We start from the raw sequence: 12,676 nt of genomic DNA on the forward strand, positions 1-12,676 counted from the left end.
CTACATGCCGGAGATCAGGTCCTCGACCTTCTGGGCGGCGTCATCGGCGGCCTGGTCGACCGTCATCTTGCCGGTCAGCGCGTTCTGCAGCATGTCCGGAACGATGATGTTCATAATCTCCGCCTGCTCGGGAATGACCGGGAAGGGGATGCCGCTCGGCAACATGGAGGTCGTGACGTCGAGGAACTTGATCGTATCCAGCCGCTCCTTCATCCACTTGGTGGTGAAGCCGTCGAGATGGCCGGGGTTGGAGCCGGTCCAGGCCAGCTTGGTTGACCATTCCGGGCCGGTCGAGAAGCAGATGAATGCCTTCGCCGCCTCAAGGTCGAGGCCGCCGTCGACGAGTTCCGGCGCGAAGATGTGGACGTTGGAACCGCCGAACACGACGGCACGGCGGGCCGGTCCTGCCGGCAGGAGTCCGTAGCGCATGTTCTTTACGACGGCGTCGGCGGTGGCTTTGTCGGCGCCGGTCGCCTTGCTGGCGAGATCGACCATCTTGGCGTACTCGGCCGGGTGGGCGATCATCATGGCGAGCTGGCCGGCGATGAACGGGTTCTGGTTCTCGTTCTGGGTGTTGGTCAGCGCGGAGGCCGGGACCGACTTGTCGCGCACATACATGTCATAGGCGGCCTGCAACGCGGCCTTGGAGCCGGCATTGTTCAGCTCCACCTTCTTGTAGGTCGGCGCGTCGGAGGTTTCGTCGAGGGCGCCGCCGCCATAGGACCAGAGCTGCGGCATGTAGCGGAACGGGGTGTTGCCGGCGTTCTGGCGCGCCACCAGGCCGTAGCCGTAGATGCCGAGCTTGTCCTTGATCTGCTTGGAATATTGGACGACATCGTCCCAGGTCGCCGGCGGCTTCTCCGGATCCAGGCCGGCATCGGCGAAGATCTTGGCGTTCCAGATGAACCCCATCGTCTCGTTGTTGGTCGGGATGCCGTAGGTCTTGCCTTCATAGGTGACGGACTTCATCGCGCCTGGCCAGAAATCGCTGCTCTTGTAGCCGACGTCTTCCGGCTTCAACTCGTGCAGCTGGCCCTTGGCGGCGAACTCGACGCCCCAGAGGATCGGGAACTTGGCCACCATCGGCGCGGCGTTGCCAAGCGCGGCGGTGCGCACCTTGTTGAGCATGTCGTTGTAGTCGAGGCTCTGCGCGTCGGTCTGGATGTTCGGATAGGCCTTCTTCCAGGCCGCCCAGAACTCGGCATCGATCTTGTGGTCGATCTCGGGCTGCGCCTGGGTCGGACCGACATACCAGTAGGAGAGGCGCCCCTTGTAGTCGCTCGGCACGACCTTGGCGCATTCGGCGGCCGTATCGAAATCCGCGGTTCCGGCGATCGAGCGGACATATTCCGGCGACCATTTGGAGACGTCGATGCCGTTGGCGAAGCTCGCGCCGGGGGCCGCGATGATCGTCGTCGCCAGAAGCATCGTGGCGGAGCGGGTCAGGTAGTCTCGGAAATGCAGGCAAGCGGACGCGTTCTTGCGGCGAAGCAAGTCGGGCATCGAGGAACCTCCCTATGAGCTTTCCGGGCGGCGGATCTTTCTTCGATCTCTTGCCGGAACCTAGGGGACGCTACCGTCGAAATTCCAGCCCTGTCAACACCCATGACCGCAACGCATTGCGGTTGAAGTTATGTTGTTAGGTTCGCACTTGCAGCATTTTTATGTGCGGAATTCAGGCCGCCGCGGCGGCAGGCCAATTGTGCCAGCCGTCGTCCGGCCGGGCAATCGCGTTTCGGTCTCGGAGGGCTGCGGCGGGCTCAGGAAGCGGGCATCTGCCGGCCGATCGCCTGGGCGGCGACGGCGAGCGCCTGACGCATGCGAAGGCGGAAGGAATCGTCTCGGTCGGCCAGGAAGGGTACGCTGAGCGCGGCCAGGAAGCGCCCACCCGTATCGAAGACCGGCACGGCGATGGCGTGGACGCGGCCATTGTGCTCGCCGAGATCGTTGGCGAAGCCGCGCTTGCGCACCCGGGCCAACTCGGCTGCGAGGTGCTTCGGGTCGTCGATGGTGCGCGGCGTGTAGCGGATGAACGGCGCGTCGAGCAGCAGCGCCAGGTCCTCGGCCGGCATGTGCGCCATGATCACCTTGCTGGCGGCGCCGGCATGCAGCGGATAGCGCGAGGCGAGCGCGGGCGCGAAGGTGGAATCGGGCTTCCCGATCGTCGCCGCGATGACGTTGGCCTGGTCGCCGTCGCGGACGGAGAGCTTGAGCGGCTCGCCGGTTTCGTCGCTCAGCGCCTGCATGATCGGGGTCGCGACCTGCGCGAGGTCGACGCCGCGCGGGTCGCTGCGGACATGCGCTGCGAGCGAGACCAGGCGGTTGCCGAGCACGAAATTGCCGTGGAAGCCGCGCCGGACCACCTTTCGCGCCAGGAGCGAGTTCAGGATGCGGTAGACGGTGCTGCGCGGCACGGCCATCGCCTCGACCAGGGCGGGGGCGGAAAGGCCCTCCGGCGCGCCTTCCAGCGCGTCGAGCAGGTCGAAGGTCCGGTCGATCACCGGAACGCCGTTCCGGACCCGTGTCTCTGCCATGCCACCGTCCTCCCCGGGCACTAGGGCTAGCACCGACCTGACGAATGGGGAAGTTCAGATTTGGGACGAGGGCTGATACGTCAGGCGAGGGCGCCGAGCGTCGGAACCAAGGTCTGCCAAGGCGGATTGCCAGCCGGGCCGGTCGAGGCGCGGCGCACGATTTCGGAAGCGAGCGCCATCCGGACCGGCGCGCGCGAGCGGTTCTCCGGCAGGGCCAGGCGGTCGGCGATGCAGCGCACCATGGCGGCGCCCATCTCCGTCTGCGGGGTGCGGACCGTGGTCAGGTGCGGCGAGATCTGGGTCGCGCAGGCGAAGTCGCTATAGCCGACGACCGAGACGTCCTCCGGGATGCGAAGTCCCATCCGGAGCAACTCCGAGACGGCGCTGACGGCGATGCCGTCATGGGCGCAGAACACCGCCGTCGGCGTGCCGCCATTGCGGAGATAGGCGAGAAACGGCCGCCGGAAGCCGCCGGCCTCGTCATAGACGATGTCCTCGACGACGCTTCCCGGCGTTTCCAGCATGCCGTCCTTGAAGCCGCGGAATCGCTCGAGCCGGCCGAGCGGCAGGCTCGATCCATGGATGAAGGCGACGTGGCGGTGGCCGAGGCCGGTCAGCATGCGCGCGACGGCGACGCCGCTCTCCCAGTCGGCGCCGACGACATGGTCGAAGCGAACCAGCGGTTCGACATAGCTGGCGCAGACGACGGGAACGCCGCTGCGCGCCGCGATCTCGGCGATGTCGGCCGGCCTTGGCACCGCCAGGATCAGGCCGACGACGGAAGGATCGAGATTGGCGGCGCCCGTCAGGTAGCGCGCCTGGCGCGGTACCACCGAATAGCCGAGCCGTTCCGCCTCGATCTCGGCGCCCTGCATGATGTTGAACCAGAGCTCGCTCGAGACTGGATCGACCTCGCTGCGCACGAAAAGGATCTGGCCGACGGGATGCGCGGTCTCGGCATGGGCGCGATAGCCCATGGCGCGCGCGGCCTGCAGGACGCGGCTCCGCGTCGACTCCGCCACACCTGGCTTGCCCGACAGGGCGCGGGAGACCGAGAACTTCGACAGGCCGAGCCGGTCGGCCAGATCCTGGATCGTTACGCGCGTTGACGCCATGGCAGCTCCGTTCGGCTTCGTGCGCACCTTTGACGATGGCGGCACGGTTCTGTCAATCGGTGAGCGTCAAAAGTTGCAAAACATATTGCGCTTCATGTTTGGCAATAGTAGCAACTTACATAACAACAAACAAACACTGCCGAGGAGGATACGAGATGGCCGCATTGGACCAGCCGATCGAGACAATCGAGAACAATGTCCGCACGGGCTCGCGACCGAGCGCGCTGCGGATCACCGACATCCGCGTCGCCACCGTGGTCGGCCACGGCTATTATCCGATCCTCCGGATCGACACGAACCAGGGCATCTACGGCCTCGGCGAGGTGCGCGATGGCGCCAACCCCGACACCGCGCTTCGGCTGAAGCACCTTTTGATCGGCCAGAACCCCTGCAACGTCGAATACCTGTTCAAGTCGATCAAGGCCTATGGCGGCGACAGCCGCGAGGCCGGCGGCGTCAGCGGCATCGAGATCGCGCTGATGGACCTTGTCGGCAAGGCCTATGGCGTGCCGTGCTATCAACTGCTCGGCGGCAAGTTCCGCGATCGCGTCCGCATCTATGGCGATACGCCGGCGCCGAAGACGGCGACGCCGGAGGCCTATGTCGAGGTCGTCAAGCAGCGCGCCGCGCTCGGTCTCACCTTCATCAAGTTCGACCTGCCCGGACGTCTGTTCGAGGCGACGCCGGGCGCGCTGGTCGGCCGCGCCACCGAATTCGAGTATCCGCAATATAACCAGTGGTACGTGCCGGGCCGTGGCGCCGGCGCGCGGATCAGCCAGCGCGGCGTCGAGCTCGCCGCCGAGATCGCGGCAGCGGTGCGCGCCGCCGTCGGCGACGGGGTCTCGCTCTGCACCGACCATTTCGGCGAGGGCTTCGTCACCGCCGACGAGGCGATCCGCATCGGCCAGGCGCTCGAGCCCTACAACCTCGCCTGGGTCGAGGATCCGCTGCCCTGGACCGACATCGCCAACCACAAGAAGGTGGCGGACGCGCTCCTGACGCCGGTGGCGGCCGGCGAGGATCTCTATCTCTGGGAGGGCTTCCGCGAGGCGATCGAGACGCGCGCCTTCGACATCATCCATCCCGACATGCTGTCGTCGGGCGGCCTGACCGAGACCAAGAAGATCGCCGACCACGCCGAGCGCTACGGCATTCCGACCGCGCTGCATGCCTGCTGCACGCCGATCGGCTTCATGGCCAATGTCCATCTCGGCGCCTCGATCGCCAGCCTGATCGCCGTCGAGCACCACGGCCTCGACCAGGACTACTGGCCGAAGCTCGTGACCGGCCTCGACGACGATTATCTGTCCGGCGGCTATGTTACGGTGCCCGACGCGCCCGGCCTCGGCGTCGATCTGAACGAGGAGGTCATCCGTGAAAACCTGCGCGAGGGCGCCAGCTATTTCGGCGATACGTCGGAATGGAACCGCCTGCGCGTCGGCTTCGACCGCGTCCCGCACGACTGATCCGCCTGAAGCTTCCTGATCGTCCTGAGAGTCGTCGTCCGTCCGCCGGGCACCGAGGGAATATCCATGAAGATCACAGACCTGCGCTGCGCCGTGATCGGCAAGCATCCGATCGTCCGCATCGTCACCGACGAGGGGCTCTATGGCCTCGGCGAGGTGGAGTTCACCAAGACCTATCTGAAGCCGTTCGTGCTGCACTTTCGCGACGCGCTGATCGGCGAAGACCCGACCGACGTCGAGCGCGTCATGCTGCGCATCCGCCAGCGCGGCTCGTTCAAGCCCTATGGCGCCGCGGTCAGCGCCATCGAGCACGCGCTCTGGGACATTGCCGGCAAGGCGGCGAATGTTCCCGTCTACAAGCTGCTCGGCGGCAAGGTTCGCGACAAGGTGCGGGTCTATAACGGCTCGATCCGCCAGAAGCGCAGCGGCGACCGGCCGGAAGACTATGCCGCCGACGTCAAATGGATGATGGAGCGGCCGGAAAACTTCTTCATGGTGAAGCAGGGCATCAGCTTCCACTCCAACATGAAGACCAGCATCGAGGGCTTCCACTACGGCGTGTCGCAGCCCAACCACTATCACGGCGCTATGGACCAGGGCGTCATCAGCGAGCGCGGCTTCAACCATATGCTCGATTGCGTCGCCGCGATGAAGGAGGTGCTCGGCGACAAGGTCAGCCTGGCGCTCGATTGCGGCCCGGGCTGGATGCTGCCGGACGCCATCCGCTTCGCGCAGGCGGTGGAGAAATACAATCTGATGTGGCTCGAGGACATGCTGACCGGAGACTACGTGCCGTGGGTCAACCCGCAGGCCTATCGCGAGCTCACCACCTCGACCTCGACGCCGATCCACACCGGCGAACAGATCTATCTTCGCCATAATTTCAAGGAGCTGATCGAGACGCAGGCGGTGCGCGTGGTCGGCCCCGATCCGGCCGATATCGGCGGCATTGCCGAGCTCAAATGGGTCGCCGAACACGCCTACATGCACTCGATCCTGATGGCGCCGCACGGCACCGCCAACGGCCTGCTCGGCCTCGGCGCGCTGATCAATGTCTGTGCAACTTTGCCGGCAAACTATATCGCCTTCGAATATCCGAGCGCTTCGGATCCGTTCTGGAACGACATCGTTACCGGCCTGCCGAAGCAAATCGTCCGGGACAGCATGGTCGACCTCTTGGAAGGGCCGGGCCTCGGCGTCGACATCGATGCGGAGGCGGCAAAGCCGTATCTCCGCGAGGAGGACGCCGGCTTCTTCGACTGAGCGGTTCGGGCGCCGTGCGACGGCGAGAGCCGGCTCGGTCGCGCTTCGTGGACAGGGCGCCGCCGGTGATCTCCTCGCCGCCGGCGTCCTTTTTGTCTGGCCGATGAAAGCCTCAGGGGTAGGCTCGCAGGGGAGGGCCGTCGCCGGAAAGCTCGGCCGTCGAGATGGCCGATTGACAGCCGCCATGGCCGCATGCATTTTGGGTAAACGATAACTCAGAGCCAAATACCAATGGCCGACGCCAAAGTCTCATTGCAGGATATTGCCGGCCGGCTGGGCGTCTCGGTGAAAACCGTTTCGGGCGCGCTGCATGGCGGCTCCATCCGCATGTCGGACGAGACGCGCCAGAAGATCAAGGCTCTGGCGGATGAGCTCGGCTATGTCCCCAATCTGGTGGCGCGTGGCATGCGCCAGGGCTTCCTGCCAATTCTTGGCATCGTGGCCGACGGCCTGATCACCCAGCCCTTCGCCACCGAGATCATGCGCTCCTTTGACAACGCCGCCCGCGCCGACGGGCTCTCGGTCGTCGTCACCAATATCGGTGGCCGCACGATCGAGGCGAGCGTCGCCGAATTGCAGCGGCTGATGCCGCGCACCATCGCCTATGCCAGCATGTACCATCAGGTCGTCGCCATTCCGGATTCGCTGCGCGGCGTCATCTCGCTGATGATCAACTGCCGCGACGAGGCGGGCGTCATCCCCTCGCTGGTGCCGGCAGAGCACGACGCCGCCGAGACGATCGTCGAGCATCTTTTTACGCATGAACGGCAGAAAATCGCCTTTTTGAACCTGCCGGGCCTGATCGCCGCGCGGATGCGCGAGGACGGCTTTCGCGCCGCCCATGCCGCCCGCGGCATCGAGATCAACGAGGCCTGGATCCTGCCAGCGACGCGCGGGCCGCTTTATGCGGATCGGGCCCGCAGCCTCGTGCGCGAGCATGTCGCGGCGCTGTTTTCCGGGCCCGCGCGGCCGGATGCGATCCTTTGCGGGAATGACCGCGTTGCCATGGAAGTCTATGGCGCGCTGCGGCGGCAGGGGCTCGAGATCCCCGACGACGTCGCCATCGCCAGCTTCGACAACCAGGTCGAGATCGCGGCGAGGCTCGATCCGCCGCTGACGACAATGGAACTGCCGCACCGCGCCATCGGCCGGCGCGCCGGCGAGATCCTGTCCGGCCATCGCAAGCCGACGCAGAAGATCGATGAAATTCCGTTCCGGCTCGTGGAGCGTGCCTCGGTCTGAGGCCGGAGAGCCGGACGGTTGAATTGAGCAAAACGGGTAGATTGGGAGGAGTATGGAATGTCCAATATTCTGGGTAATCGTTTACTGAAGTCTCTCGGCGCCGCATCGGCGCTGAGCATCGCGGTCGGGGCAGGGCTTGCGGGCGCCCAGGCGGCCGAGCTCAAGGTGATGTTCCAGGGCGACCCCTATGAGATCACCGTCATCACCGATGTCGCCAAGCGCTTCGAGGCCGCCAATCCCGGCACCACCGTGCAGCTGATCAACACGCCGCACGACGCCTACAACGAAAAGATCGGCGCCGCCGTTTCCGCCGGCTCGCTGCCCGACATCCTGCAGCTCGATGCGCCGTTCCTGGCCAATTATGTCTGGTCCGGCTTCCTGCAGCCGGTCGGTGGCCTGCTCGACAAGGCGCTGGTCGACGATATGACGGCGTCGAACGTGGCCCAGGGCACCTATCCCATCGACAAGGAGCTCTATGCCATCGGCCTGACCGACAGCACGGTCGCGCTCTATGGCAGCCGCAAGCAGCTGGAAGAGCTGAAGATCCGCATCCCGACCTCGGTCGAGGATGCCTGGACGCGCGAGGAGTTCGAGGCGGCGCTGAAGACGCTGTCGACGGCGCCCGGCGTCAAGTGGCCGCTCGACCTGTTCCGCTCCTACGGCACCAAGACCGAGTGGATCACCTACGCCTATGAGCCGATCCTCGTCTCGATGGGCTGCGACGTGATCGACCGCACCAACTGGAAGGCGACCGGCACGCTCGACGGCAAGGCCTGCGTCGACGCGGCGACCGAGATGCAGGGCTGGGTCAAGCAGGGCTGGGTCGTGCCGCAGTCGGCGGGACAGAACCAGTTCTATGCCGAGGGCCGTCCGGCCGCGCTCGCCTGGGGCGGCCACTGGTTCTATGCCGAGGCCAGCGCCAAGATGGGCGACGACGTCGTCGTCATGCCGTTGCCGAAGTTCGGCGAGAAGGGCGTCAGCCCGAACGGCACCTGGATCTGGTCGGTCGCCAAGACGGCTTCCGATCCCGCCGCCGCCGGCAAGTTCCTGAGCTTCATGCTGCAGGATCCGGCCTATCGCGACGCCTACAAGGCGCATGCCGGCTTCCCCGGCCTGAAGTCCTTCGCCGCCGCTTCGCCGCTCTACGCCGACAAGGGCGCCATGGCCGTCGCTTTCGAGCAGGCCGGCAAGAGCGCCGTCGCGCGTCCGCCGCATCCGGCCTATCCGACCATCACGCTCGCCTTCCAGAACGCGATGACCAACATCTTCGACGGCGCCGATCCGCAGGCCGAGCTTAGTAAGGCCGCCAAGAAGATCGACGACGATATCCTCGACAATGACGGCTACGAGCCGTTCGGCAAGGCCGAGTAACCCTCGGCGAAGTCCGGTCGCGCCGAGGCGCGGCCCCAAAACACCATGATAGAAGACCCGGCCGCGCCCCGAAGCGCGGCCGGGAAACAAGCTCCCGGGAGGGCATCATCATGTCGAGCCAAGCGTCCCCCATGCCGGGTTCGGCATCGCCGGGGCCCATTCGCGCCGCCAGGCGCCGGAAGCCGCCCATATGGGGCGGCCGCCTGCAGGAATTGGGCATGCTGCTGCCCGCCTGCATCCTGATCACCATCTTCCTGTTGGTGCCGTTCCTGTCGTCCTTCGAGATCGCGCTGACCAATCAGCGCCTGATCCCGCGCCCGGTGCCGGTGCGCTTCGTCGGCCTCGACAACTTCACCCGCATCCTGACCGATCCGGCCTTCTGGACGGCGCTCTGGAACGTCACCCGCTTCACCATCATGGTGCTGCCGGTGCAGTGCGGCTTCGCGCTCGCCATCGCGCTGCTCCTGAATCAGAAGCTGCCTTTCCGCAATTTCTTCCGCGGCATGTTCTTCCTGCCGGCGATCACCTCGATGGTCGTCGTCTGCGTGATCTGGTCAACTTTGTTCCAGTATCCGACCGGCCCGTTCAACCAGATCGTCGGCTTTCTCTCCTTCGGCCTGGTCGGCCCGATCGACTGGCTCGGCGACCCGGCCTGGGCGATGCCGTCGATCGTGCTGCTCTCGGCCTGGCAGGCCTATGGCTTCCAGATGATCGTCTATCTGGCCGGACTGCAGAACATCTCCGAGCAGCTCTATGAGGCGGCCGAGCTCGATGGCGCCAATCGCTGGCAGCGCTTCTGGCACGTCACCATGCCGAGCCTGCGCCAGACGCATATCTTCGTGCTGATCATCACCACCATCCAGGCGTTCAAGCTGTTCACCCAGGTGAACATCCTGACCCAGGGCGGACCGCGCGGCACCACCGATACGCTGGTCCACTACATGTTCACCGCCGGCTTCGTCGACCAGCGGCTCGGCCTCGCCTCGGCCGTCGCCATCCTGCTGTTCCTGATCGTGCTGGTCGTCTCGCTCGTTCAGCGCTTCGTCGTGAGGGATCGTCGATGAGCACCCTGGCTTCCGTCTCCACCCCGTCGCCGGCCGCCAAGGTCGCTGCCAGGCCGGATATCGGCGCGATCGTCAAGTTCGTCGCCGTGCTGATCATCGCGCTCGTGGTGATTTCGCCCCTGTTCCTGCTCTTCGTCGCCAGCCTGAAGCCGGATCGCTTCCAGATCCTCGCCGACATGGGCAGCTTCCGCGCCTTCTGGGTCTCCGAGCCGTCGCTGCAGAATTTCGCCGATATCGCCACCTTCGGCGGCGCGCTGCCCTTCGGGCGCTATCTCGTCAACTCGCTGATCATCCTGTTCTGCACGGTGCTCGGCGGCGTGTTCCTGAATTCGATGGCGGCCTTCGTGCTGGCCTGGGGCCGGCTGCCGGGCCGGGCGGTCGTGCTGACAGGGCTGATCGGGCTCTACATCGTGCCGCAGGAATCGATCGTCCTGCCGCTGCTCAGCCTCGTCAACAAGGTCGGGCTCGGCGATAGCTTCGCCGCCCAGATCCTGCCCTGGATGGCGAGCCCGCTCTACATCTTCCTGATCTACCAGTTCTTCATCCAGGTGCCGCGCGACATCTACGACGCGGCGACGGTGGATGGCGCCTCGCCGTTCCGCATCTACTGGTCGGTGTTCCTGCCCCTGAGCCTGCCGGTGCTGGCGACGGTGGCGATCCTGCTCGGCATCGAGACCTGGAACCAGTATCTCTGGCCGTTGATGGTCACCCAGACCGACTACGCCCGCCCGATCTCCGTCGGCATCGCCAGCTTCTTCGGCCATGACAGCGTCTACTGGAACAGCGCCATGGCCGCGTCGGTGATGATGATGGTGCCGGTCCTGATTTTCTACCTCGCCTTCCAGAAATGGTTCGTCAGCTCTTTCATCAGCTCGGCCGTCAAGGGCTGACCCGACAATGGATACTCTTGCGACAATGGACGTTCTTGCAATGACCGAGTTCGAAGCCGTTCTGGACGCCGGCGACATCGTGCATGTCTGGCAGAAGGCGCCGTCGCGGGCGACGCTCTCCGAGGTCGTCGTCACCGTCGAAGGCACCGCGCCCCAACGGCTGGCGGGCGCGCACTCGGACGATTTCACCCGCTCGGTGTTCGAGGCGCCTGCTTCCGGCACCTATCGCTTCGGCTGGCAGGAGCCGGCGACAGCCGTGTCGCTTGCCTACAGCTTCGCGCCGGCGCGCGTCGCGCGGGAAGGGATTCGCCTGCTTCGTTCTACGGCGAAAAATCGCGCCAGCGATTCACGCTACAAGCTGCACTTCCAGCCGCCCTTCGGCTGGATGAACGACCCGAACGGCCTCTGCCAGGTCGGCGACACCAGCCACCTGTTCTACCAGCATTATCCGCACAGCCTGCGCTGGAACACGATGCATTGGGGCCATGCGGTCTCGGAGAACCTCGTCGACTGGATCGACCAGCCGATCTTCCTCGAGCCGCGCGCCGAACTGCTGGCGGACAATGGCCTGATCGGCGGCGCTTTCTCCGGCTCGGCCATTCCGCATGCGGGAGGCGGCGTCCGCGTCTTCTATACCGACCGCGAGGATGATCGCGAGCCGAGCCAGGAATGGCAGATCACGACGGTGTCGCAGGACATGCTGGCGGCCGGTCCCTCGACGCCGGTGATCACCGACCGGCCCTCGATCCCGAATTTCGGCAAGGATATTCGTGATCCCTATGTGTTCCGAGGCCCGGACGGGCTCTGGAAGATGCTGGTCGCCGGCGCCGACGATCGCGCCGGCTTGGTGCTGCTCTATGAGACGCAGGCGGCCGACGCCGCCGATGGCTGGACCTTCGTCGATGTCCTGCATCGCGAGCCGCTGCCGCGCAGCATCCCGGCCGAGTGCCCCGGCCTGATCGCGCTGGATGGCGAAGGGGAGGGGCTCCATGCGCTCGTCTTCGGCCTGATCGGCTATCGCGACGAGGGTACCCGCCGCCGCAATCTGAGCTACGCCATCGTCGGCCGCTTCGACGGCCGCAAGTTCGAGCCGATCCTGCGCCGCGAGATCGATTTCGCTACCGATTGCTATGCGATCCAGGCCTTCCAGCACACGGATGGCCCGGTCGGCATCGCCTGGGCCGCGAACTGGACCGACGTCTTCAAGGACCGCGACTTCCATTCCGCCATGACCTTCCCGCGCCGCTTCGTCTGGCAGGACGGCAAGCTGCGCATGCCGCCGGTCGAGGGCGTCAAGGCGCTGCGGACGGGCATTTCGACCGAGGCTCTGGCGGCGGCCGGTTCCGTGTCGCTCGCGGGCGGCCTCGGCGAGATCGAGATCGAGCTTTCGACGCCGGGCGCGCCGTTCCGGCTCGATTTCGCACATCCCGATCATGGCATCGCGCTCGTCTATGACGGCACCTCGCTCGAACTGGTCTTCGATCCGCCGGGCAACCGGGTCGTGCCGCGCTACCTGACCCAGGCGACCGCGCTCCAGACCGTCCGCGTCTTCGTCGATGTCGGTCTGATCGAGATCTATGTCGATGACGGCCTTCACAACGCCACCAAGCGGATTGACAGCGACGAGCCGATCACGTCGATCGCGTTCGACGTCGATCCGGCCGCTGTGAAGGCGGCGCGGCTCTGGAACTTGCGCCCGCGGCTCGGCGCATAACGCGTCCGGCAACCTGC

10 protein-coding genes are annotated in these 12,676 nt (G+C 65.7%); 7 read left to right on the top strand and 3 right to left on the bottom strand.

Features of this window, described 5'->3' with window-relative positions; translation table 11 throughout:
- From OSH07_RS12995 to OSH07_RS13005, 3 genes are all read right to left on the bottom strand, one after another.
- On the bottom strand, window positions 1-1,428 hold the full coding sequence (locus OSH07_RS12995; protein WP_266339382.1) for an extracellular solute-binding protein: 1,428 nt from the start codon (window positions 1,426-1,428) through the stop codon (window positions 1-3).
- A gap of 332 nt (window positions 1,429-1,760) precedes the next feature.
- The gene (locus OSH07_RS13000; RefSeq protein WP_266339091.1) at window positions 1,761-2,534 is read right to left on the bottom strand and encodes an IclR family transcriptional regulator; all 774 of its coding nucleotides are present in this window, start codon (window positions 2,532-2,534) and stop codon (window positions 1,761-1,763) included.
- Between the two features lie 80 nt (window positions 2,535-2,614).
- Window positions 2,615-3,649, bottom strand: a complete 1,035-nt coding sequence (locus OSH07_RS13005; protein ID WP_266339092.1) for a LacI family DNA-binding transcriptional regulator — start codon at window positions 3,647-3,649, stop codon at window positions 2,615-2,617.
- 155 nt (window positions 3,650-3,804) lie between these two features.
- Here OSH07_RS13005 and OSH07_RS13010 point away from each other — a divergent pair, with 155 nt between their 5' ends.
- From OSH07_RS13010 to OSH07_RS13040, 7 genes are all read left to right on the top strand, one after another.
- The gene (locus OSH07_RS13010; protein WP_266339093.1) at window positions 3,805-5,115 is read left to right on the top strand and encodes a mandelate racemase/muconate lactonizing enzyme family protein; all 1,311 of its coding nucleotides are present in this window, start codon (window positions 3,805-3,807) and stop codon (window positions 5,113-5,115) included.
- A gap of 66 nt (window positions 5,116-5,181) precedes the next feature.
- Window positions 5,182-6,378, top strand: coding sequence for a mandelate racemase/muconate lactonizing enzyme family protein (locus OSH07_RS13015; protein ID WP_266339094.1), 1,197 nt, complete (start codon window positions 5,182-5,184; stop codon window positions 6,376-6,378).
- A gap of 231 nt (window positions 6,379-6,609) precedes the next feature.
- Entirely contained in the window at window positions 6,610-7,620 is a 1,011-nt protein-coding gene (locus tag OSH07_RS13020; RefSeq protein WP_266339095.1) for a LacI family DNA-binding transcriptional regulator, read from the top strand.
- A gap of 57 nt (window positions 7,621-7,677) precedes the next feature.
- Window positions 7,678-8,991, top strand: a complete 1,314-nt coding sequence (locus tag OSH07_RS13025) for an ABC transporter substrate-binding protein (protein ID WP_266339096.1) — start codon at window positions 7,678-7,680, stop codon at window positions 8,989-8,991.
- A 131-nt stretch (window positions 8,992-9,122) separates the two neighbouring features.
- Window positions 9,123-10,055 (top strand): carbohydrate ABC transporter permease, encoded by a 933-nt coding sequence (locus tag OSH07_RS13030; protein ID WP_266339383.1) that lies wholly within the window; start codon window positions 9,123-9,125, stop codon window positions 10,053-10,055.
- Window positions 10,052-10,945, top strand: a complete 894-nt coding sequence (locus OSH07_RS13035) for a carbohydrate ABC transporter permease (protein ID WP_266339097.1) — start codon at window positions 10,052-10,054, stop codon at window positions 10,943-10,945. The genes OSH07_RS13030 and OSH07_RS13035 overlap by 4 nt, the downstream gene beginning before the upstream one ends.
- Window positions 10,946-10,985: 40 nt before the next feature.
- Window positions 10,986-12,659: a glycoside hydrolase family 32 protein gene (locus OSH07_RS13040; RefSeq protein ID WP_266339098.1), complete on the top strand. Its 1,674-nt coding sequence runs from the start codon at window positions 10,986-10,988 to the stop codon at window positions 12,657-12,659.
- The last annotated feature ends 17 nt before the right edge of the window (window positions 12,660-12,676 follow it).

The organism is Kaistia nematophila, from assembly GCF_026343855.1.
Lineage (GTDB): Bacteria > Pseudomonadota > Alphaproteobacteria > Rhizobiales > Kaistiaceae > Kaistia > Kaistia nematophila.

Coding starts and splice junctions, on each gene's coding strand:
- OSH07_RS13010 (WP_266339093.1), top strand. CDS start 3,805: ATGGCCGCATTGGACCAGCCGATCGAGACAATCGAGAACAATGTCCGC.
- OSH07_RS13040 (WP_266339098.1), top strand. CDS start 10,986: ATGACCGAGTTCGAAGCCGTTCTGGACGCCGGCGACATCGTGCATGTC.
- OSH07_RS13025 (WP_266339096.1), top strand. CDS start 7,678: ATGTCCAATATTCTGGGTAATCGTTTACTGAAGTCTCTCGGCGCCGCA.
- OSH07_RS13020 (WP_266339095.1), top strand. CDS start 6,610: ATGGCCGACGCCAAAGTCTCATTGCAGGATATTGCCGGCCGGCTGGGC.
- OSH07_RS13035 (WP_266339097.1), top strand. CDS start 10,052: ATGAGCACCCTGGCTTCCGTCTCCACCCCGTCGCCGGCCGCCAAGGTC.
- OSH07_RS13005 (WP_266339092.1), bottom strand. CDS start 3,649: ATGGCGTCAACGCGCGTAACGATCCAGGATCTGGCCGACCGGCTCGGC.
- OSH07_RS13000 (WP_266339091.1), bottom strand. CDS start 2,534: ATGGCAGAGACACGGGTCCGGAACGGCGTTCCGGTGATCGACCGGACC.
- OSH07_RS13015 (WP_266339094.1), top strand. CDS start 5,182: ATGAAGATCACAGACCTGCGCTGCGCCGTGATCGGCAAGCATCCGATC.
- OSH07_RS12995 (WP_266339382.1), bottom strand. CDS start 1,428: ATGCTTCTGGCGACGACGATCATCGCGGCCCCCGGCGCGAGCTTCGCC.
- OSH07_RS13030 (WP_266339383.1), top strand. CDS start 9,123: ATGCCGGGTTCGGCATCGCCGGGGCCCATTCGCGCCGCCAGGCGCCGG.